The organism is Companilactobacillus zhongbaensis, assembly GCF_003946515.1.
GTDB lineage: Bacteria > Bacillota > Bacilli > Lactobacillales > Lactobacillaceae > Companilactobacillus > Companilactobacillus zhongbaensis.
On sequence record NZ_RHOM01000016.1, the window covers coordinates 36,541 to 58,224 of the forward strand.

A 21,684-nucleotide genomic window follows, 5' to 3' on the forward strand; every position below is an offset into this window, starting at 1 on the left:
CGAAACGACTAAAAAAAGAAGAAAACGATGCTAACTAACTTACTAAAAAAATACCAAGACACGATTCCATACTTATTTTTTTGGAGTACTAACGACCCTAGTAAATATAATCTGTTTCTGGCTATTCCACTACCCATTGGGCATAAACTATCAAATAGCAAATATAATAGCCTACTTCCTATCAGTACTTTTTGCCTACGTAACAAACAAACTATGGGTCTTCAATTCACACACAACAACGTGGAAAGCATTCTGGCTAGAAATGGCCTCATTTTTCATATTCAGAGCAGCCTCATGGATATTTGACCAAGGGACCATGACAATAGGAATCTCACTAATGCATCAAAATCCAATGTGGACGAAAGTCCTAGCCACAGTAATAGTAATTGTCCTAAACTATTTCTTCAGCAAATTCATAATCTTTAGAAAAAAAGAGAAATTCAAAAGATAACCAAATAAAATAAAAGAAACCTTTTCCCGGCAGGAAAAGGTTTTTTCATTGATCTGGAACTTGACCTTACTATTAAGAAGAAAACTGAGATAGACCGAATAAGGTAGGAAGATCAAAAACAGCCAACTTAACAAGAAAAAAATAGGACCCACCCAACAAAACAAAAATATTGATTACAATCTAGGTGGAGGGGCGGGGCGCTATATGGGCTCAGCCGCGAAATTTCACTTAGCGGTTTACCGCTTAGTGAAAGACCCAGCTTTGAAATGATCGAGCGCACTTTGCTCGGTTAGTTCAAAGTGGGTCCGCAGCGTTCCAGTCCCATATAGCGCCCCGCCCCGGAACCGGCAGTGAGCCACTACACCAACAACTACCACTATCCAAAAAGATTTTCATACAATCAATATCAAAAACCAGAAAACTTTTTAAAACTATAATCATACCAACATCAATCTTTCACAAAAACATTTCTTATCATTTTTAAAAGTAATATCTAACTCATCATTGATAAAATCAACCACTAGATATCAATTAAAATGATAGGAGACCACGGTATGAAAAAAGTTTATTCCGCTATTTTAGTATTTATTTCATTGCTAGCTTTAGTAGTAGCCCTGGGTTTTACCAACAAAGAACCCGCGGTGAAAGCTGTAGAACCAGTAACCAACAGCGTCAAAGTCAGCAAAACAGAAACTACCAAAACCGGTAGTAAAAGTACCATTGCATACCAACTAGATAAGGCGCAACCGATTTTGCATTTGTCATCACCGCAAATCAAAGACGTCGATATTGAATCTTTACAAAAAGAATTGGGTAAAGAAAACGTCGGTATCGACGTGGAAAATCAACAGATCCACCTGAATTTAAAAAATAAGGTGGACGAAAACGGTAAAGGTACGTTCACATTGGTTACTAATGGATCTGAGCAAGTAATCATGGGATTCTCAGATATCGCCGAGGAACAATTATTAGTGACGATGCTGAACTCAGACGGAACTAGTTCTGAGGCTAGAAAGCCAAGCTCAAATGAGGAAGAGAACGGGGATGAAAATGAAGAGCCTGGAGAAGATAACGATGATGGCGTTGATGAAGATGCCAACATTTATGAAAATGAAGATGATCCTACAAAAGGATGGACTCGCTCTGATAGAATGATGATTTCTCCTGGCCACGTCAAGGTTAATGCGGATGGTTCAAAAACTTATCCTGTGATTTACTTTGGTGCAATCAATTATGCCTTACAGGGGATAACTATTAAAGACGCAGTTGCAGGACGTCCACTGGCCACTGGTCTTTTAGGTGTCGTAGGGAAGCCACCGATCGGAATGGGAAGAAAAGATAATGTAACCGCTGCTAATACCTCACTCATTCAAGTTCCCAAAAATGGTAGTATGAATGACCTGCAAACCAATAAAAGAGGTGAAAAAAATCAATTTTTTACCAATACTTTTGGTGACGGAATGTTAAAGCCAGCTCCATTTCCTCAAAATCTAGTTAGTACAGGTCAAAAACCATATCGTGGAACGCAAAGAAATTTTGTCACGACTAATATTTTTAATTATTACAAGAATCCTGAACCGGTAGATAAGCCCAAAATTTTTGGACCAGATGAAAAGAATATTGGTGATTACACTGGTCTTGTAAAAAAACAAACGCGACTGTATTACAAAATGTATCATGATCCAGAATCTGATGAACCGACAATCATGCAACGATTGATTTTTTACCAAAAACTGGGTGATTATCAGGTCAGAGTTAAAATCACTCAAAGATTTGACGAAAATAATGGGGTGATAGTTAACCAAGAATTTTTCAATGTTGGTAATAAATATATCGATAGTTTCCAAGGATACGTCTTTCGGGACATTACGTTCATGAAGAACCATGATACGGATAACTCTGAACAGGCCAATGTTATTAGATCATTAGGTGACCATCAAGGTGTTTATTCATCATCCAAATTGTATGGGCAACGTATTGAAATGAAATTTGATGGATTTGAAGATGATCCATACGCGTGGTCAAGTTCAGGAACAAGAACTACTTATTATAAAGCTAGCAAGGACGATCATTTCCCTTGGAATTTTAATGGTCCGATAAACAAATATGATGCATTTAAAAATATTCATGACCTGGGAGATAAGTCAACTGAGCCTGGTCGTGGAAAAAGCTGGGTCGACGAAAATCTTAAATACGATTCCGGCGTCTCCATGCATACCAAAGATCAACCGTTAGCTCCAGGGCAAAAAGTTACAATGAGTTATTTGGTCAATGCTTGGCAAGTTAAATTTGAACCAGAACTTGAAATCATCAATGCTTCAAAAAAATCCAGACCACATGAATTAAAACCTGAAGATAAGGTATTTAAAGTCGATGGTGAATGGAGATCCGCTCACAATAGATTTGTGAAGGTCAAATATTTGGTCAGGCCAGTAGAAGACTTTTTTGAAAACGACAAGGACAAAGCAGAATTATTGGAAAAAGGTATAGATGTAACAAAGAACTTTCAAAAACAATCTGACCATGATAAAAATTCTGGAATTCCACAAAAGTGGTCAACTGAAATAGCGCTAGATCAACTTCAAGCTGGTATTAACGAAGTTTACGCTATTGCCATCGATAAAGAAGGCCGAACCTCTGAAATCAGACGTACCTATGTCAACTTACCAGAACGTTCTGATCCGGTGTTTATTCAAGTAAAATCACCAATGGAAGGATCAACGAGAAGTAACGCTTATGAACCAAGAACTGATAAGAAGTTTGTCGACAAGATAGATATCGAGGGTATAAGTTATAGTCCTAGTGGTAATTACAAGATTCATTATTTTGTCGATGACGACCCAGAAGGAAAACTAGTTGAAGAGAAAACAGGATCAAAGCCAAACGAAGTTCATAATTGGATTTTAAAAGATTTCTCATTGAAGCCTTACCTGAAAGATACCAAAACGCATAGTATTCGTTTTGTTGTTTATAGTAACGAAGCTGATGCTCACGGCAACGAGATAATTAAAGCAGAATGGGATGCTTTCCACTTCCGCATGAAACCAAAAGAACTACCAAACGGCGGTCGTTTCGAGATCATTGCTCCAGAAAAAATCAACTTTGGAACATTGAACTTAGCGACAAACAGCGAAAAAGACGCCCGACCAACAGTCGAAGGTAACTTATTCGTCGACGATTATCGTGAACCCGACAAGAAAGCAAATCCCGTTCGTGTGACTTTAGAGCATGAAGCGTTTGTAAAAAAAGCGGGCAGTGAGTCTGAAGTGTTGAAAACAGAATTACTTTGGGATAATTACAAAGTCGATTCCACTCGTTCATACGACATCAAACCCGATGACGTCAACAACCGTACCGTTTTAACAGATATTCTCAAGGAAAATCTCCATCTAAAAGTTAAACGAGATCAAGCTACAACTGATGGGCAGTTCAAGAGTAAGTTTTATTGGAATGCCACTGATTCACTTTAAAAAACATGAACACTTTTTGTATCGGCAATGATACGAAGAGTGTTTTTCATTGGAAAAACTTGTCACTTCAACTTTAAAAATGCAAGCGTTTCATAATTTGTAATCAAATTGTAACTTATGAAAAAAATTTTAACATGCTATATTTAGGCTCTGTGATAAAAATAGGAGTGTGTAAATATATGCCACGTAATTTTAAAGAAGAAGTAGTTTTCACTGCCATCATGGCAGGCTTAATGGTATTAGTCATGACAGGATACAACGTTGCCATGGCTCAAGGAATCAGTAGTGAATTGCCAATGGCCATCTTAAAGGCTTATCCATTAGGACTTTTAGTAGCCATCATCTTAGACTTGTTGATCGTCGGACCAATCGCCAAAGGATTAGCTTTCAAATACATCATCAATGACTACATGAAGAAAAAGACCGTCTTGATCGGTATCACTATCTCAGTTTTGATGGTATTAGGAATGGTAACATTGATGTCACTATTCGGAATTACTGTTGAAGGTAAGCTACCACAAGGACATGTCCTTGCAACTTACGGCCACACATGGATTTTCAACTTGATCGTTGCTTTACCATTGCAACTATTGATCGTTGGACCAATTGCCCGCGAAGTATTAGGCAGAATGCAACGAGCTGCCGCTAAAAAAGCCGAAATTGAAAGTGTTGAAGAAGAAGTTTAATCATCGTAGTTTCCCAAGTGTTGGGAAGCTTTTTTTATTTGCAAAGGTATTAAAAAAGCCGGACATTAACTGAAGTCCGGCTTTTTCGTGGTTATGATTTCGTTAAATAAGTGATCTAAATCTCTAGATTGAACGTGAACAACGTGTCTTATTATTTTTCTTGGGGATTGATCAAGTGGTAATAAATATAGTTAAAAGCAGTGACTAGCAAAGTGATCGAAAAGATATTTTCCAAAAGACTTTTGCCAGTGCCGATGCCCAAGCTGATAGTTACGTTGGTCAAACCATGGGCTACCCAAATTTGTCTAAATATAAGGACGAGTATTAATACCCAAAGAACCTTAGTCAGTATGGAAAAGAATTTACGCATGTTTTTGTATCCCTCCGGAGTCATGTTAGTCATGATATTGAGAAATCATCCGCTGGACTTCTTTTAAATATCCATCTTTTAATTCTTGCGGATAAATGATTTTTACGTTATTCCCTAATGATATCAAATATTCAATCATATAAGAAAATTCGTTTTGGCTGTAACCTCCAACCATGAACAATTGATTGGATTCAGTCTTTAATGACATATTAGGGTAATTATTTTTTTGAAAGAGTTCACGACCTTTTTCGGTTAAGGCACATTTGAATTGGGTGGGATGATTTTCTGCTGTGTCTTTTTGTTTTTTCTTCCGCAACTGAGCTCGAGTAAGAGGCAAAATTTGGTCGATAGTAGATATATCAGTTATTTTATCGATTCGGTAAGTCCACCAACGGTGGTTCTCAAAGTTGTAGGCATCAAAAAACCATATCCCGTTACGATACAGTAGGTCATAAGGTTGCAGTGATAATGTTTCATCAAGAAATTGTTGAGTTTTGAGTTTGATAACTTGTTCTTTTAAAGTTGCCTGCAAGACGGCCTCTAAAAAATTAGTTTGAGCAATCGTTGGAGCATTGTAGTATTTGATAACTTGCTGCATCCTCTGAACTTGGTCTTGTTGCAACTGTGGCAAAGTTGCCATCAACTTGTCATAAATGTGGGAATAAGACTTTTCAAACGGTGTGGCAGATAAAAGATTCAGTGACTTAATAGCAAAGAAGATAGCATTGACCTCTTCTAAACTGAAAGTTATCGGGATCATCAAGTTGTGACTAATAATATGGTAGCCACCGTTGCGACCATTTTCGGCATAGATCGACAGCCCCATTTGTTCCAGCTCGGCAATGTCTCGTAAGGCTGTTCGCTTAGAAATATGGAATTCTTCCATTAAATCTTTTACTTGGAAAAAGTTTTTATAGTTTAAAAAAATCAATTCTTGATTGAGTCGTTCAGCTTTATTCATAAATGTCCTCGTTTTTTTAAAAAGGTGTCATTAGTTGTCACCTTTAGATTGTATGCTTATTTCATAGCAAAAAACAGTGAGGGATAATATGAAGACATTAATTATTAACACACATCCAGATTTTTCTAACGAGAATCATTTTTCTAAGAGGATGGAAGGGATGTTTTTGAAGTTATACTACGACCAATTTCCAGGACAAGACGTGGATATTTTGAATTTATACGACGAGGAAATTCCCCAGATCACTAATGAACAATTGTTAGGGATTTGGAACAAGCAAGTTGCTGGGATCACTTTGAGTGCTGAGGAACAACGAGTATTTGAGTTGAATCAAAAGTTATTGGCGCAATTTAAAGAACACCATCGGATCGTGATCGTGGCACCAGTTCATAACTTTAACGTTACTTCAAAAATGAAGGATTACATCGATAACGTATTAGTTGCTCGACAAACTTTCCGATATACAGCTGAAGGTTCAGTTGGTTTGATGACGGATGATTATCGAGTGATGTTATTGCAGGCTAGTGGCTCGGTTTATACTAACGATGATCGTTATACTCCCTTGGAATTTCAACGGACTTATTTGCAAGCTATGTTTAAAGAAATGATGGGATTTGATGAATTCTCAATCGTTCGTTTGGAGGGGACACAGACTAGTGGGGTGGATGTTGAAGAAGCTACTGAAGCTGCTCGCCGTGATTTGGAAGTTGAGTTTGGGAAGTTTTATAAGTAATTTTATTTATCTAGTGATAAATGTATGATATGGTTAGATTGTAGTTAAATATTTAGAGATTGGTGGAATGTGTTTTCTGCTGGAGAGTGTGCTTTGTTGGATGATTGAGCTTGTTGCTGATTTGGTGATTTCGCTCTTTTGTTTTATCCGGGTGCGCGTTCTAGTTTTATAGTGGAAACGAGTTCCGGGGGATAGCGGCCTCCGGTTAACACGTGTGGTCGCGGCGCTGCTTCGCAGCACCTTGTGCGACCACTCGCGTTAATCCTCAGCAGCTGACCATCCTCCTCCACTCTCTTTTTTTATGGAGGGTTTTATATGGCAGACAAAGAATTTACGCTCGAAGAGTTGAAGAAATTTGATGGTTCTAACGGTAATCCCGCTTATGTGGCTATCGAAGGGACTGTTTACGATGTAACTAACGTTGAGCCTTGGGCTGGTGGCAAGCATCACGGCAATACTGCGGGTAACGATTTGACGGAAGCTATCATGAAATCGCCGCACAAACACTCAGTTCTCCCCAAGTTGCCAGTTGTTGGTAAGCTAGCTTAATCAAACAAAAAACGCATCTTATTCAGGCGAATAAGGTGCGTTTGCTTTATCAAAATAAGTTTCCCAGTTGTTTGCGTGGTGACATTCAAAAGCTAGCTTGAGGTCGTCTGGCAAGATTCGACCCAGCGACAAGTTCAGCTTCAACGCTTCATCCAAGGTGAAGTATTCGGCATCAGAAGTTTCTACGCCACCGTGGAGTTCGTCGCCATCAGGAGCACATTCAAAAAGCAATTTATAGATGTAAGCAAAATTTTTCTTAGGATAGTTATTTTTTTGCATATCTTTGACGGCTATCAAACGTTTCGGCTTTACTTGGATGCCGGCTTCTTCGAAAGTTTCCTTGACGGCAATTTCGGCAGGGGGAAAACCTGGATCAGCCCAGCCTCCTGGGATCGACCAGACTTCACCACGTTTTTCTTTCACGAGCAAGATCTTGTCATCTTTAAAAGTCGCCGCACGGACGTCGACTTTCGGAGTCACATAACCGACATCGGCATCAAAAAACAACGATAGATTTTTCCAGTCAGCATTGTCGACTAATTGGCTAGTCAGTTTTTTAGCGACACGTTCTAGTTGCTCGTAACGTTCGCGGTCAAAAATATCTTTGCCGTAATGCTTGCCTGATTGGGCGATAGCTTGCAGTTGTTGGATCAGGGCGTCTATATCTTCCATATTAGTTCCTCCACTGATTTGTTATGATTATATCTATAATCAATTATACGTTAATGGAGTTAAATAATGAAAATCACAAATGTATCGATGTCAGATCTCGCTGATATTTTGCGGATCGAAAAATTGGGCTTCAACGAACAAGAAGCAGGCACTGAGGAGCAATACCGCGACCGGATCGAAAAGTTGCACGATACTTTTTTAGTAGCCAAGATTGATGATAAGGTCGCCGGATTCGTCGTTGGTCCAGTCACTAAAGAACCTTACGTTGAAGATTGGATGTATGAAAAAACGCCCAACAATTTAGAGAAGGGTGGTAATCAAATTATCTTCACGATCGCAGTAGATCCGCAATATCAAGGCCAAAGCATTGGTTCCAAGTTGCTCGATGCCGTTGAAGACAACGCGAAAAAGCATCAACGTGAGACGATAGCTTTGACTAGTCTGGAGAAAAATGTTCCGTTTTACTTGAAAAACGGCTTCGTCAACATAGGTATGGCCGATTCAGAACATGCTGGGGAGACTTGGTATAACTTGGTTAAAAAACTTTAAAAATCGATGACATAAAAAAGGCTACTTATTAATTTTGCGAATAAGTAGTCTTTTCTTTTTTAAAACTAATAAAAAGCTAATTCAATCAAGTGTTCTTTTAGTCAAAACTGATTTCATCACTTGAGACAAATTCATTTGTTGAAACTCTGTAATGGAGCTTGCCGTTGATTGTGACAGAACGGTCAGTAGACCATTTTGAGTTAGGAGCTAATCCACGATCAGCAATTTTCTCTCCTTTTGAATTTACCAAAGTAACGATTTTTTCTTTTGGTGTGTTCAAAACTTTGGAGTGATTGTCGAATTCATAGACGTCGTTTTCATGTACCCATTCGTTTGATGATACTCGATAGTACTTAACGCCGTTTTTGATCATGATCTTATCGCATGACCAGTCGGTACCACTAAGAAGAGATCTGTGACTGATCTTGTTCAAGTTTGATGTGTATAGAGAAACTGTCTTGTTTTTACCTGATCCATGCAATGAAATTACTTTGTTAACGTCAATAAACTTATCATTGTTAGCTAAATCAACTAAAATTTCCACTCCATCAGTAGTTGAAGCCATTGCTTGTTGAAGAGTTAATTCAGATTGATTGCCTTTCTTTAATTCAATGGTTGCTAGATCTGTTGCCAACGTTGTATCAGAACAAACCGTTAGTCTTAATTTGCCATTTTCAATTTTTTGACGAAGTACCTTAACACCCTTAGCAGCAGTTACTTTATCGATAGCTCTACCAGCTAAGTCGATTTGCATATCTACTGTGTTAATTTTGCACTGTTTCTTTAGGTTAATTAAACTGATTTTTGCTGTGTTGCCATTTTGGGCTAACTTAACGGTCTCCACATTACGATGTTTTTTCAAAAGCTCTGTTTGATTTAAAAAGGCAGATTTATCAAACACCTTAGCTTGATATGAGCTAGGTTGTTCAACTTCCAATCCCTTTAAAATCAAAGCCGAGATGTCAGCGTTACTACCACCGTTTAAGCGTAGACCACTATCAATTGTTTCGCCACCTAAAGCAATAAAGATATTTCTGTTTTGAAGTTCATAGTTTTGGCCGTGTCCCTTATGATCGCCACCGTGATCGGAATTAGCAATCACCAAGGTGTCATGTAAATGACCTGTAGCTTCTAGTTTATCCATTACTTTTTTGAATAAAGCATCATATTGTTTATATTTTGCCCAGTAATTATCATTGAACCAGCCATGACCATGTCCTTGGCCGTCCATATAATCACTTTGCATGTAAACTAATGAAGTGTTTTTGAAATCATTAGTTCCAATATAATCGGCCACATCGTCAAAGGATTTTAATTTACCTGATTGCTTAGTCTTTGCAGCTGCATCGGGTTCTACGATTGAGTTAATGATTGGTCCCCATTCTGAAAATGCAGCAGCTTGTTGATGAGGATTGTTTTTTTGTAAAACTTTGAAGACAGAAGGGAACTGTGCTGTTTCTTTGCCAAAGTCAGCAAAGTATTGTTGTCCCATTGTTCCGTTTGTACCTTGATATTCCTTAGGTAATGATCCCCACGGACGACCGTGTAACATAGAAATATAATTTTGAGCAGAAATAGATGGATTTACGGAATTAGCAGTAGTACTCATAGCAAATTTATTATTAAATAAATCCATTGTGTATTGGTTAGTACGTTTACTCATAATATTGGGGTCAGTAGTCCATTTTGGAGTTTGAGTTTCTCCATCATGTCCTTCAGCATAAAACATTCCATTTGGATCCCAAGGGTTACTACCACCATCTGTTGTTAATACAATAACGTGCTTATATGGTTTGATTTCTGCTTTGGCAGCAACAGCAGATTTTTTATTTTTAGGAGCAAGTGCAATATCGCCAGCACCAATAATACCGTCGCCGTTATAATCAAAAGAATTCTTAGCTTGGATATCGACATTAAGTGGTGAAACTAGTTCAACTTTTTCCAAACCGTTTGCTGATTCAATTTGGATATCTGTTTTACCAGATGCATTTGCCTTTGCACGTAAGTTAATATGTGCTAAACGAGTTTTCGCATAGTGTAAGAAATCGGAATCTGATAAGTCAGCTGAAGTAGTAATGCAACTCTTCCAGGCGTATGTTCGAGGGCAGTAACGGTGGTTTTCTTACCAGCCATTGTTCTATCAGCATCGACATATTCAAACAAAGCAGGATCAAAGACAACATCGAATGACATGGACTTAGCATCCTCATCAGTTAGTTGACTAGCTTGGACGTTAAATCCATATGTAGCACCTGCAGCGATTTGTTTAGGACCGACTAATTTTGTATGGATCGTTTTGTCAATCGAAGTTTCAGCATGGAGATCCTTTTGTGCACTTTGGTTCAACTGAGCAATTTGTTCAGCAGATAGGGCCTTATCAAATAGGCGAGCTGATTTGATTTTCCCAGTCATTTGTGAGGATACTGCTGGTTTCTTTGAATCTGTTTTATTTACTGCGGCATCTCCACCTAATACTAGGTTCTTAGTACCTTGTGCGAATTTTAAATCGCCGGCCATATCTTTGGAATCCACTTTGGTTCCATTTATATAGAGACTAGCTTGCTTGTTTTTATCGATCACACCAACGGCATGGACCCATTTACCAAATTCTAGTTTGGCTGATGGTTGTTTGTATTCATTGCCATCATGAGCAGAGAAGAAAATTCTGGCATCTTTAATGCCTAATCCAAAGCCACCGTTTTCTTGGCTAGAAAAAATGTCGTGTTCAAGGCCACTATTGTTAGCCATTGGATCGTATTTAAAGTAAGCTTCGATTGTTAAGCCATCTTTTAATTTGTTAATTTGCTTGTCAGTCAGAGTTTTGTAGTAAGCCGATTGACCGTCAAACTTTATAATCTTACCTTTCATTGAAGTGTCAGCTTTAACAGTTGGATTGCCAACTTTTGCCCATGTACCATATTTCTTTATGTCTTGGAAGTCGTTGCCATTGATACCCAAATCAGCAACCGCAGAAGATCTTACGTCATTTTCTGGTACTCGTAATTGTGTTGCTTGTGTGGCGCTAGCTGTCGTAGATACAGCTGCTACGGCAGGGGTTACTGTAGTTGCTAATGTTGCTGAACAAATCAATAAAGTTGTTAAAATGCGTGGTTTCATTTAAATCTCTCCAAGTTTTTAAATTTAACTAGCACAATATTTATCTGTATTCATACAAACTCGTTAATATCAGTGAAATATTGTGTAAATCGATAGTTTGTTATAGGGCTATCGATTGAAATGCTTTGTTCTAAAAAGTTGTTATATTTCAGTTGAAATCCAATGTTCATTGAATTTGATATTTTTTATGAGTTTAGAAGTTATGTTCAAAATAAGTGCCCTGAATGTTGCTAAGACTTGGAGTAATTGGAAAATTACTTTTTTGTGTATATCTAATTTTCGGATATACGACGAATTGAGTTTGTTACATTCCCCCTTAAATATTGGATAAATTCAATTTATCATTACAATACGCAATATTAAAAATTTAAATTTTGGTGGAATATATAAACGGATGTAATTAGTTTATTGTTTTCTGCAAATAATTTTTGGATAAAAAATCTGGAATTGTGCATATTTTCCAAAATGAAAGCGTGTATCAAATTGGCTATTTATTCCATAAAATCAATCAGGGATGACCATTTAGAAAAATAATATTTGTAGGATATATAAATAAAAAATACTTAAGGACATGATGGGAAGAATAAATATTAAATATTTTTTGAAAAAAACAGACTACTCATTGTTCGTGTTTGAACGATATTGAGTAGTCTGTTTTAAGATAAAACTTTCTGATTTTAGTTTTTAACGAATTTTGGTGATTAGTTTTTCAGCAACGGCCCGAGTAGAAAATGGATTTTGTCCCGTGATCAATTGTCCATCTTCAACGGCAAAACTCTTATAAGCACGTTTTGTCATGAAGTTGGCGCCGTGTTCCTTGCCGACTTCTTCATTCAAGAAGGGGACAACTTTTTTCTTTCCTGCCAAGACTTCTTCACTTGTGGTAAAACCAGTGATGTTTTTACCAGCGATCAAGTATTGACCGTCTTTGTTTTTCACGTTCAATAAGCCAGCGATACCATGGCAGACTGAGGAAACGTAGCCACCTTGGTCGTATATTTGGTTAGTGATGGTTTGAAGTTCCTTGCTGTTAGGGAAGTCCCACATTACCCCGTGGCCACCGGTGTAGTAGATGGCACTGTAATCTTTAGGATTGATTTGTTTGGGTTCCAATGATTTCATCAAAGCTCGGTCCTGGAAGTCGGCGCTTTCGTAAACGTCCATGATCGATTCATCGACGTATTTCATTCCTCGAGGATCTAGTGGGACAAAGCCACCTTTAGGACTGACATAATCGACGTCGATATTAGCTTTTTGCATTTCATCGACGAATTCGGCAGCTTCTCCAAGCCATAATCCAGTTGGGTCTGTTGTTCCTTGATATCTTGTGGTGTTAGTTAATACGATCAATACTTTTGTCATGATTTATCCCCTTTGTGGTAGTAGGGCAGTAAGCCCTTGTTTTCTAAGCGAGAATCCTAAAGCACCCCAGGCGTTATTGGTGTTAATAATATTTTTGCCAGTGGCGATCCGTTCCATTTGTTGCTGATAATAACTTAAACCGATTAGTGAGCTGACCTTTTTGTCGAAGGATTTTGAGCCGGTTGTTAAATAGTGGACATTTGCTCTGGTGAAGTGACCGGCTTCCATTTGGTTGGGCAGGTCAGGCACCATGACTAGCGGACGAGCTAATCCTACGAGGTCAGTTTCGTTGTTTTCGATAGCGTTGTCAATACCCTCGGCAGTGTTGAAACCACCAGTTACGGCAATTGGTGTTTCAACCAGTTCTTTGACTTTGGCAGCATAATTAATGAAAAAAGCACCTTTGCCAATACCTTGCATAGTTGGATTTTCGTAATTACCACCTGATATCTCGATCAAATCGATCCCAAGCTGGTCCATCTTCTGAATAACTTTCAAAGAATCTGCTTCTGAAAAACCATCTTTACTGAAGTCGGAAGAGTTGATCTTTAATGCGATGGAAAAGTCTTTGCCGACTTTTTCGCGGATACCTTGATAAATTTCAACGATGATCCGCATCCGATTTTCCAAACTACCACCATATTCGTCGACTCGTTGATTATCGTGAGGTGACAGGAATTGATTAAGCAAGTAGCCATGTGCTGCGTGGATCTCGACTCCTGAAAAACCGGCTTTTTCTGCTACTACTGCGGCATTGATAAACTTTTGGATGATCTCTTTGATCTCAATGTGATTGAGTGCTCTCGGTGGATTGAAGCCCAAAGCATTATCACCCGTAATCGGAACAGCACTAGGCGAAACAGGTGTTTTGCTGATGGTCTTTGGTGATTGTTTTCCCGGATGATTTAATTGTAAAAATATTTGAGCTCCATTGTTTGTGGCTGCTTCGGCCCATCTTCTGAGTCGATCTAAATTGACCGTGTCTTCAACGACGACATTGCCAAATTCTCCTCGAGCTGAGCTGTCGACCATCACATTTCCAGTGATGATCAAGCCGGTGCCGCCTTTAGCCCAAGCACGATACAGATCGATCAGCTTGTTGGTTGGCCGATAATATTTGTCGCCGAGTGTTTCGCTAGTAGCAGCTTTCATAAATCTGTTCTTTAATGTAGTACCGTTTTTTAAAGTTAGTGGTGTGAATGGTGTTGTCATGATTTCTCCTCTATATCAATAGGTTTAAACATATAAACATATCTTTTAAAAAAATTTCATCCTATTTGGATGAAAGGCTGTTCTCCAATGATTTTGTCAGATCCTTTAAATATTGAACAGTATCATCGAGTGATACTTGGTAGTACCGTTCTTTGCCGACTTTTTTAAAAGTGATCACGCCAGCGTCGAGCATCAATTTTAAGTGATGGGAGACGGCGGGGCGCGATAGTTCTAGTTGGTCGGTGATCTGGTTGACGGTCATTGATTTATTGTCGCAAAGAAGCAGGATGATCTGTTGCCGATTTTCGTCTTGAAAGACGGAAAACAAGGGCATTCCTTGTCGAAAAATTCTTAATGGTTCTTCTGCCATATAGTTCAACTCATTTCCATATGTTTAAATGTTTAAACGTATAATAATATCTTTTTATACAATTGTCAAATGTAATTTGAAATTAATTGGATAATATTATTTTTGAATAGAAAAACTAAAAAATGCCAATCCCGTTTTGTGCTTATCGGGATCGGCATTTTGTAAAGCTATAAATTTTTGACTATGTCGTTCAATTAACTTTTAGTATCCACCAATGAAGTCTTGAGCAATGTAGATACATTTGTTTTCGGGATTGTAGTAAACACCTAACCCTAGTAAGTTGACTGATGATGACATTAAATTAGTATAGTGATTTGAAGGTCCTGTTTCTTTTCTAAAGGTATCCATTATTTGCTCAGCTAACTTTTCGGCACTACCGTTAATCATATTGACTGAACACATGTAGATGTTTTCTTCAGAGGAACCCTTTCTGTTGCTAGGAAAGGCTGTATAAGTTGATTCTCCATTTGGACGAGTGTGTGAGAAGACGGTTGAGATCTCTTTAGCACGGACCATGGCTGTTTGGTTCATTTGGTCGTCAAGAGCTAGTGGAGCAATTCCTTTGCTAGCACGTTCATTGTTGATCGATTGTAAAATAGCTTGTTGAACGGCTGCAGTATCGGGAACGTCTGATTGGCTTGATGTGTTGCCAGTATTACCAGCATTATTATTAGTATTGCCTGTGTTTCCGGTATTTATATTACCAGCATTGCCGTTGTTACCGGAAGTATTAATATTATTTGCATCCACGGTATGAGTATTATTGTTAGCATCATATTCGTTGGCGCTAGTGTACCCTGGTAAGCCAAAGTTTGCGATGTAAGTAACTTTTTCTGGCAATTTATTCATGATTAATCTTGCAGCGTCAACGTATTCGTGCGTTGAAACTTGATAAAATAGTTGACCTTGGCTGTTTTTTACCAAGCGTCCTAAGGCCCATGCAGAACCGTCTGCTAGAGCACGGTTCGACATTCCTCCATAGTCTTCTCGATAAAGTGGGGCTAGACCATATCTGACAGTTCCGACATGTCCAGCTTCAGCTTGAGCAGTTTGTTGCGAGACGGCAAAAGCCCCTGTAACAGCGATGGCAATAGATGCGATCGCGGTAATAAATTTTGGTGATTTCATTTAATAATCCTCCCCAGGAAAAAATTTTAATCAATCAATTATGATTTAAGTATAAAATCCAAAAAAATATTTATCAATAGATAATATAAATATAATTATTAATAAATGAGTAATCTCGATTTCTGAAAACATTAATTTTTTCCCGATTGTCGTATAATGTTAAATGAATATACTTATCAAAAAATACGGAGGCATTTATGGCACAAATTACACGTTTTTTGGAAACTTTTGAACCTTCACATTACGATGTTTACATCGATGTAAATCGTGGCACGAAAGAGATCAGTGGTAAATCTACTATCACTGGTGTGGCACATACTAAACCAGTTTATATCCATCAAAAAAACATGGATATCGAGTCTGTGACAGTCAACGATTCTGATGTTGCCTTCACAGTCGATAACAAGACTGAATCGATAAAAATCGAAGTGCCTGAAATGGGCGAGATGACTTTAGCCATCACTTATAAAGCACCTTTGACTGATTCAATGATGGGAATTTATCCTTCATATTATGAAGTTAATGGTGAAAAGAAAGAATTAGTGGGTACACAATTTGAAACTACTTTTGCACGTCAAGCTTTCCCATGTGTTGACGAACCCGCTGCTAAAGCTAAATTTGACTTGGCTATTAAGTTTGATGAAAAACCAGGCGAAACGATCTTAGCTAATATGCCTGAGGTCCGTGAAGAAAACGGCGTGCACTATTTTGATACGACCGTTAGAATGTCGACTTACTTGATCGCTTTTGCTTTCGGTGACTTGCAAGGTAAAGAAACTACGACTAAGAGTGGCGTTAAAGTCGGTGTCTTCTCAACCAAAGCTCACCAACCTAAAGAACTCGATTTCGCGTTAGACATTGCTAAACGTTCGATCGAATTTTTCGAAGACTTTTATCAAACACCTTATCCACTACCACATTCTTGGCAATTAGCACTGCCTGATTTTTCAGCGGGTGCCATGGAGAACTGGGGTCTAGTAACTTATCGTGAAGCATACTTGTTGATCGATCCAGACAACACTGCTTTAGATACGAAGCAATTAGTTGCGACAGTTATTTCTCACGAATTGGCTCACCAATGGTTCGGTGATCTAGTAACGATGAACTGGTGGGACGATCTCTGGTTGAACGAAAGTTTTGCCAACATGATGGAATACGTCGCTATCGATGCCATCGAACCTGACTGGAACGTTTGGGAATTGTTCCAAACAACGGACGTCCCAGCTGCCTTGCAACGTGATGCTACTGACGGTGTACAATCAGTCCACGTTAACGTTGAAAATCCAGCCGAGATCGATTCGATTTTTGACTCAGCCATCGTTTACGCCAAGGGTGCTAGAATGCTCGTTATGATGAGAGCACTCGTTGGTGACAAAGCTCTTCGCGAAGGTTTAAAAAATTATTTTGCGGCTCACAAATACAATAACGCCAAAGGTGCTGACTTGTGGAATGCCGTAGGTGATGCTGCTGGTATGGACGTTGCTTCGATCATGAACACTTGGTTAGAACAACCAGGATATCCGATCGTTAATGCAAAGATCGTTGATGGCAAGTTGACCTTGTCGCAGCAACAATTCTTTATCGGTGAAGGTAAAGATTCAGGCCGTTCATGGAAGATCCCATTGAACAGTAACTACGATGTAGCTCCAACCATTTTTGGTGACAAAGAGATCACCTTAGGCGATTACGAAACATTGCGCAAAGAAAATGGCAAGCCATTCCGTCTTAATGTTGGAAACAACTCACACTTCATCGTTAAATACGATGATACTTTGATGAAAGACATCTTGGACAATTTGGATGATGTCGATGCGATCTCACAAATGGCCATCTTACAAGACTTGCGTCTCTTAGCCGAAGCTCGTCAAATTTCTTACGCCGAAGTCGTTCCATACTTGAAGCATTTCAGCGACAATCAATCAACAGTAGTAAACTCAGCCGTTTACCGTATTGCTTACAATTTGCGTAAGTTCATCGCACCAAATACTGATGAAGAAAAAGCTTTGAAGAAGTTGTACGGTCAATTGAGCGAAAAGCAATATGCACGTTTAGACTGGGCTCCAAAAGCTGGCGAATCGATCGATGACCAACTAACACGGCCAACGATCTTGAATGCTGCTTTATATGCTGAAAATTCCAGTGCCATGGCTAAAGCTCACAAGTTGTTCGAAGAAAATAAAAACAATCTTGATGCCTTATCAGCCGACGTTCGGATTTTTGTCTTGAGAAATGAAGTCAAAAATTACGGAAGCCAAGAATTAGTCGACAGCTTGTTGAACGAATACAAGACTACGACTGATCCAAGTTACAAGTCCGACTTGAACGTAGCCATCACCAGCACCAAGGATTCAGAAATGATTAAGAAATTGATCGGTGAATTTGAAAATGCTCAAACGATCAAGCCACAAGACTTACGTGCTTGGTTCCGTGGAGTCTTAGACAATCCAGTCGGCGAACAAGCCGCTTGGGATTGGATCAGAAACGATTGGGACTGGCTAGAAGCAACAGTCGGTGGCGACATGGAATTCGCAACCTTTATCACCGTCATCACAAGCATCTTCAGAACTCCAGAAAGACTCAAAGAATTCAAAGAATTCTTCGAACCAAAGATCAACACACCAGGCTTAACACGTGAGATCACGATGGACATGAGTATCATCGAAACTCGCGTTGAGTTGATCGAAGATGAGAAGAAAGCTGTGAATGAAGCTATTAATGCTGCACTATAATACAGAAAATAGCTATGGACTTGAGCTTGATTCCCAAAAAAGATGATAGAAATGTCAGACGAAAATGTCTGGCATTTTTTTATTTGTGCAAAATATGATTTCTCAGAATGAAAACGTGCCACTAATGTTATTAATTATATTTAACTGATACCATACCTGTATAAAGTTAACTATTAATGAATATTTTTGTGGGGGAATTTTTAATGAACAATTGTACGAATTGTGGCGCACAACTAGCTCAGGGAATGAAGTTTTGTACTAAGTGTGGACAGCAAGTGGTTACTGCTGAAACACAAAATACCGCAACAACAATGAATATGGCAATGAACAATAACCAATCAATTGCTGCCTTGAAAAAACAGTCAGTTAATTACTTTGCTTGGTTCAAACAAAGTATCTTGGATCCGACTACAGGAAAAGATGACAATCAATATTTTGGAGTTATCTCATTTTTGATTCACATGCTATTAATTTCATTTGGGATATTTCATGTCGAAAACGGCATCTTAACTCCGTTACAACAAGCAATTCATGGCAACTCTATTGCTGAATCATTTACCAATGGAATCGGCTTAACTTTCACAACCGGATTACCATTATTCTTCAAATTATTCGCTCTGATAGCATTTTTCTACATAGTTTACTTAGGAGTCGGTTTTTTCACTAAAAAGTATTTAGCCGATCCACAGATCAATTTCTTTAATTACACAAATGTACTAGCAAGATATAGCAACGTCTTAGTAATCCTAGAAGCAATTTTTGCCGGGCTAATGATTATTCTGCTGCCGGCAAACTTTACAATGTCCAACATTAATTCGGTTATCATGGCTATGTTTTTCACTTTGGTGATCGGTGGTGCCGCATGGTCAGCAGCCTATGTTGCCTCAATCGTGCTCGATCAAGCTAAAACGAAAATCAACAAGATCTATATTGCAATGATCGCCCTAATTTCTAGTCAGTTCGTAATGTGGATCGTTGCCAAATTTATGATGGATGGATTAGCTCATAAATATGGGGATGTAATCAAGACTGTTTTAGAACAAATTACGGAACTTTTTGGATAAATCATGAAATTAAGGATGATAACCGGATTATTGATGTTGCTTGTGATTACCGGGTGCAACAATCAACAGGCTACTGCGAAAAATTCAACTAAACCTGTAGAAAAAACGGAAATCAAAAAGAGCAAACCAAAATCCAAGACAAAACCTAAAGTAAGTTCGATTTTAGATAATCTAAAATCTTCACCAGAAAAGCAACTTCAATATTATGCACTAGGGGATTCGCTGTCAGTCGGATTATTTTCCGATAGTCAAGCGACAAGATTTTCAACATTATTCGCCAAGTCACTAGAAAGTAAAACGGGAAAACCGGTCATCGAGTCTAATGCTAGTTCTGTGGGAAAAACGGTGACAAATTTTGGCGTTCATCATATTCAAGATGTCGTCGCCAAACAGCCGGATATCATAACAGTTGAATTTGGGACTAACGATGCAGCATACGGTGTCGATCCAACGAATGTGAATAACTTTGTGACTAACTTGAATACTGTGATCGCACAGTTGAAAAGTCAGACAAAAGCACAAATCATTTTGATGACTAGTTGGTCATCTAGTAACGGTAAGTACATCAGAAACGATCAACTATACGATCAAAAAATCAAAGAGATTGGGAACAAATATCAAGTGCCAGTGGTTGATCTATCAACGATTTGGACGAACAATCCAACTGTTACTAAAAATGACTATGGCGTTAGCAATGTATACAACATACAAAAAGACGAGTTTCATCCCAATCAACAAGGACATCAAGCAATTGCCGACCTGTTGATAAAAACTGTGGAAGAAACTAAAACCAATTAGGGGGATGTTATGGGATCAACGAGTTTTTGCCCAAATTGTGGAAACAAAATAGTAACTGACGAAGCTTTTTGCGGAGAATGTGGATTCAATGTTAAAAAGTTTTTAGCAGAACAAGTAAAAAGTGTTACGAATGAGACTTATCCAGAAGATATCCACACTGAAGTTAAGAGTGAATCGGTGGATGACTCGGTTTCAAAACCAGTTGGATCAAATTTGTCAGATAATCTATCGGAAACTACATTTGAAGATGAGAACGTTAGAAACTATCAAGAGACAACTCAAGTTTCTCAACCAGCATCGAACTATCAATCGACAGCTGATAATCAAATGTCAAAGCCAAGAAAGAAGAGCAAAAAAGCACCGATTTTGATCACAGCATTATTGTTGGCAGTAGTCATTGGTGGTGGATACTTTGTGGGAACGACCCATTACAGTCGGGCTAGCCAAGTGACCGCATTAAAGGATGAAGTAACTAGTGGCAAGACTTCGAAAATGAGAGCAGCTCTAGTTGATGCTAATGGCAAACCGTTATCCAATAGTCAAATTGATGCTTTAAAACGTCTATACTTATCCAGTCCCGATGCCACAAAGAAAATCGAACAAGAAATCGATGGTCGTAGCAAAGATATTTTCACAGTGACCACATCTGGGAAGATTTTCGGTTTATTTGATCAGTACAAAGTCCAAGTGACACCGAAGATATTGTTCATCGATACAAATATCGAAAATCCGGCTTTTTACCTCAATGGAAAAAGCATTGCTGCAACACATACCTCAGGTGAATATCGGATATCAGACTTGACTCCTGGAGTTTATGACCTGAGGATCAAAGGGGCAGACGATTCTAAAACGGAACAAGTCAAGATCACACCGTTTAGAAAAGACGACACGACACAATTATTAGTCGAGAAAAAATCAGTCGATAATAGTGAAGACTATTCTGATTCGGAAACGTCGACTGACCAAGTAAATTTTGAAGATGAGCGACCAGCAAGAACAACTCCAGCACCCGAACCAGCTAGAAGACCAACACCAAGTACTACCAATTCAATGTACGGAACCTATCATGGAAGTCCCGACCTAACTTTAAACTCAGACGGAACATACACATTAGGAAGCAAATCGGGAACTTATTCGATGAGCCAAAATGGTTCATCAGTTTCGATCACTTACTACCAAAATGGTGGAGGATCAATTACTGAGTCGTATGATTATGATGGCTCAGAATTGTACTCTGATAAGTATGGTCAAGGTTGGATCAAAGAGTAAAAATATTGGTGATATTTTTGAAAACACAAAAAAGACGATACCGCATTTTGCGCTGGTCCCTGTCAAGTTGACATTTGAAATAATATAAAAATTGAATACTTCTTAAATGGCCATTCTCCTGTATTCCGCAGGGGTATGGCCATTTATTGTTTCTGATCTATCTACATGATTAAAATAGTAGATCCCTTCTTTGA

General features: G+C 38.5%; 19 protein-coding genes. 10 read left to right on the top strand and 9 right to left on the bottom strand.

Features of this window, described 5'->3' with window-relative positions; translation table 11 throughout:
• Positions 1–136 precede the first annotated feature (136 nt).
• The 3 genes from EKM69_RS07915 to EKM69_RS07925 all read left to right on the top strand — a co-directional run bounded on the left by EKM69_RS07915 (position 137) and on the right by EKM69_RS07925 (position 4,607).
• Positions 137–451 carry a GtrA family protein gene (locus EKM69_RS07915; protein ID WP_318530658.1) on the top strand — a complete coding sequence of 105 codons (315 nt, stop codon included), beginning with the start codon at positions 137–139 and terminating at the stop codon, positions 449–451.
• 554 nt (positions 452–1,005) lie between these two features.
• Positions 1,006–3,921: a hypothetical protein gene (locus EKM69_RS07920; protein ID WP_125709895.1), complete on the top strand. Its 2,916-nt coding sequence runs from the start codon at positions 1,006–1,008 to the stop codon at positions 3,919–3,921.
• Positions 3,922–4,100: 179 nt separating this feature from the next.
• Positions 4,101–4,607, top strand: a complete 507-nt coding sequence (locus tag EKM69_RS07925) for a DUF2798 domain-containing protein (protein ID WP_125709897.1) — start codon at positions 4,101–4,103, stop codon at positions 4,605–4,607.
• Positions 4,608–4,758: 151 nt separating this feature from the next.
• Here the strand turns inward: EKM69_RS07925 and EKM69_RS07930 are convergent, their stop codons facing one another.
• Entirely contained in the window at positions 4,759–4,977 is a 219-nt protein-coding gene (locus EKM69_RS07930) for a hypothetical protein (RefSeq protein ID WP_164505896.1), read from the bottom strand.
• Positions 4,978–5,002: 25 nt separating this feature from the next.
• Positions 5,003–5,938 carry a helix-turn-helix transcriptional regulator gene (locus EKM69_RS07935; protein ID WP_125709901.1) on the bottom strand — a complete coding sequence of 312 codons (936 nt, stop codon included), beginning with the start codon at positions 5,936–5,938 and terminating at the stop codon, positions 5,003–5,005.
• Positions 5,939–6,026: 88 nt separating this feature from the next.
• On the opposite strand from EKM69_RS07935, the gene EKM69_RS07940 reads away from it, so the two are divergent.
• Positions 6,027–6,671: an FMN-dependent NADH-azoreductase gene (locus EKM69_RS07940; protein ID WP_125709903.1), complete on the top strand. Its 645-nt coding sequence runs from the start codon at positions 6,027–6,029 to the stop codon at positions 6,669–6,671.
• A 315-nt stretch (positions 6,672–6,986) separates the two neighbouring features.
• Positions 6,987–7,220, top strand: coding sequence for a cytochrome b5 domain-containing protein (locus EKM69_RS07945; protein WP_125709905.1), 234 nt, complete (start codon positions 6,987–6,989; stop codon positions 7,218–7,220).
• Between the two features lie 18 nt (positions 7,221–7,238).
• Here EKM69_RS07945 and EKM69_RS07950 read toward each other — a convergent pair whose 3' ends face one another.
• Positions 7,239–7,892, bottom strand: coding sequence for an NUDIX hydrolase (locus EKM69_RS07950; protein ID WP_125709906.1), 654 nt, complete (start codon positions 7,890–7,892; stop codon positions 7,239–7,241).
• Between the two features lie 66 nt (positions 7,893–7,958).
• Between EKM69_RS07950 and EKM69_RS07955 the strand changes: the two genes are divergently transcribed.
• Positions 7,959–8,441: a GNAT family N-acetyltransferase gene (locus tag EKM69_RS07955; protein ID WP_125709908.1), complete on the top strand. Its 483-nt coding sequence runs from the start codon at positions 7,959–7,961 to the stop codon at positions 8,439–8,441.
• 97 nt (positions 8,442–8,538) lie between these two features.
• Here the strand turns inward: EKM69_RS07955 and EKM69_RS07960 are convergent, their stop codons facing one another.
• The 6 genes from EKM69_RS07960 to EKM69_RS07985 all read right to left on the bottom strand — a co-directional run bounded on the left by EKM69_RS07960 (position 8,539) and on the right by EKM69_RS07985 (position 15,630).
• Positions 8,539–10,386, bottom strand: a complete 1,848-nt coding sequence (locus EKM69_RS07960) for an alkaline phosphatase family protein (RefSeq protein WP_125709910.1) — start codon at positions 10,384–10,386, stop codon at positions 8,539–8,541.
• 71 nt (positions 10,387–10,457) lie between these two features.
• A complete protein-coding gene (locus EKM69_RS07965; RefSeq protein ID WP_125709912.1) occupies positions 10,458–11,558 on the bottom strand; it encodes a LamG domain-containing protein in 1,101 nt (366 codons plus the stop codon).
• A gap of 684 nt (positions 11,559–12,242) precedes the next feature.
• Positions 12,243–12,920 carry a type 1 glutamine amidotransferase domain-containing protein gene (locus EKM69_RS07970; RefSeq protein ID WP_125709914.1) on the bottom strand — a complete coding sequence of 226 codons (678 nt, stop codon included), beginning with the start codon at positions 12,918–12,920 and terminating at the stop codon, positions 12,243–12,245.
• Positions 12,921–12,923: 3 nt separating this feature from the next.
• Entirely contained in the window at positions 12,924–14,132 is a 1,209-nt protein-coding gene (locus tag EKM69_RS07975; protein ID WP_125709916.1) for an NADH:flavin oxidoreductase/NADH oxidase family protein, read from the bottom strand.
• Positions 14,133–14,193: 61 nt separating this feature from the next.
• A complete protein-coding gene (locus EKM69_RS07980) occupies positions 14,194–14,502 on the bottom strand; it encodes an ArsR/SmtB family transcription factor (RefSeq protein WP_125709918.1) in 309 nt (102 codons plus the stop codon).
• A gap of 201 nt (positions 14,503–14,703) precedes the next feature.
• Entirely contained in the window at positions 14,704–15,630 is a 927-nt protein-coding gene (locus tag EKM69_RS07985) for a CAP domain-containing protein (protein WP_125709920.1), read from the bottom strand.
• Positions 15,631–15,827: 197 nt separating this feature from the next.
• On the opposite strand from EKM69_RS07985, the gene EKM69_RS07990 reads away from it, so the two are divergent.
• The 4 genes from EKM69_RS07990 (at position 15,828) to EKM69_RS08005 (ending at position 21,490) form a co-directional block, all read left to right on the top strand.
• Positions 15,828–18,359 (top strand): M1 family metallopeptidase, encoded by a 2,532-nt coding sequence (locus EKM69_RS07990; protein WP_125709922.1) that lies wholly within the window; start codon positions 15,828–15,830, stop codon positions 18,357–18,359.
• Between the two features lie 203 nt (positions 18,360–18,562).
• Positions 18,563–19,423, top strand: a complete 861-nt coding sequence (locus EKM69_RS07995) for a zinc ribbon domain-containing protein (RefSeq protein WP_164505897.1) — start codon at positions 18,563–18,565, stop codon at positions 19,421–19,423.
• A 3-nt stretch (positions 19,424–19,426) separates the two neighbouring features.
• Positions 19,427–20,221: an SGNH/GDSL hydrolase family protein gene (locus EKM69_RS08000; RefSeq protein ID WP_125709926.1), complete on the top strand. Its 795-nt coding sequence runs from the start codon at positions 19,427–19,429 to the stop codon at positions 20,219–20,221.
• 9 nt (positions 20,222–20,230) lie between these two features.
• Positions 20,231–21,490, top strand: a complete 1,260-nt coding sequence (locus tag EKM69_RS08005; RefSeq protein WP_125709928.1) for a zinc ribbon domain-containing protein — start codon at positions 20,231–20,233, stop codon at positions 21,488–21,490.
• The last annotated feature ends 194 nt before the right edge of the window (positions 21,491–21,684 follow it).

Excerpts from the sequence above, each read along its gene's own strand:
- EKM69_RS07985 (WP_125709920.1), bottom strand. The coding sequence starts at position 15,630 with ATGAAATCACCAAAATTTATTACCGCGATCGCATCTATTGCCATCGCT.
- EKM69_RS07955 (WP_125709908.1), top strand. The coding sequence starts at position 7,959 with ATGAAAATCACAAATGTATCGATGTCAGATCTCGCTGATATTTTGCGG.
- EKM69_RS07940 (WP_125709903.1), top strand. The coding sequence starts at position 6,027 with ATGAAGACATTAATTATTAACACACATCCAGATTTTTCTAACGAGAAT.
- EKM69_RS07920 (WP_125709895.1), top strand. The coding sequence starts at position 1,006 with ATGAAAAAAGTTTATTCCGCTATTTTAGTATTTATTTCATTGCTAGCT.
- EKM69_RS08000 (WP_125709926.1), top strand. The coding sequence starts at position 19,427 with ATGAAATTAAGGATGATAACCGGATTATTGATGTTGCTTGTGATTACC.
- EKM69_RS07965 (WP_125709912.1), bottom strand. The coding sequence starts at position 11,558 with ATGAAACCACGCATTTTAACAACTTTATTGATTTGTTCAGCAACATTA.
- EKM69_RS07935 (WP_125709901.1), bottom strand. The coding sequence starts at position 5,938 with ATGAATAAAGCTGAACGACTCAATCAAGAATTGATTTTTTTAAACTAT.
- EKM69_RS07945 (WP_125709905.1), top strand. The coding sequence starts at position 6,987 with ATGGCAGACAAAGAATTTACGCTCGAAGAGTTGAAGAAATTTGATGGT.
- EKM69_RS08005 (WP_125709928.1), top strand. The coding sequence starts at position 20,231 with ATGGGATCAACGAGTTTTTGCCCAAATTGTGGAAACAAAATAGTAACT.
- EKM69_RS07950 (WP_125709906.1), bottom strand. The coding sequence starts at position 7,892 with ATGGAAGATATAGACGCCCTGATCCAACAACTGCAAGCTATCGCCCAA.
- EKM69_RS07995 (WP_164505897.1), top strand. The coding sequence starts at position 18,563 with ATGAACAATTGTACGAATTGTGGCGCACAACTAGCTCAGGGAATGAAG.
- EKM69_RS07930 (WP_164505896.1), bottom strand. The coding sequence starts at position 4,977 with ATGCGTAAATTCTTTTCCATACTGACTAAGGTTCTTTGGGTATTAATA.
- EKM69_RS07925 (WP_125709897.1), top strand. The coding sequence starts at position 4,101 with ATGCCACGTAATTTTAAAGAAGAAGTAGTTTTCACTGCCATCATGGCA.
- EKM69_RS07990 (WP_125709922.1), top strand. The coding sequence starts at position 15,828 with ATGGCACAAATTACACGTTTTTTGGAAACTTTTGAACCTTCACATTAC.
- EKM69_RS07970 (WP_125709914.1), bottom strand. The coding sequence starts at position 12,920 with ATGACAAAAGTATTGATCGTATTAACTAACACCACAAGATATCAAGGA.
- EKM69_RS07980 (WP_125709918.1), bottom strand. The coding sequence starts at position 14,502 with ATGGCAGAAGAACCATTAAGAATTTTTCGACAAGGAATGCCCTTGTTT.
- EKM69_RS07975 (WP_125709916.1), bottom strand. The coding sequence starts at position 14,132 with ATGACAACACCATTCACACCACTAACTTTAAAAAACGGTACTACATTA.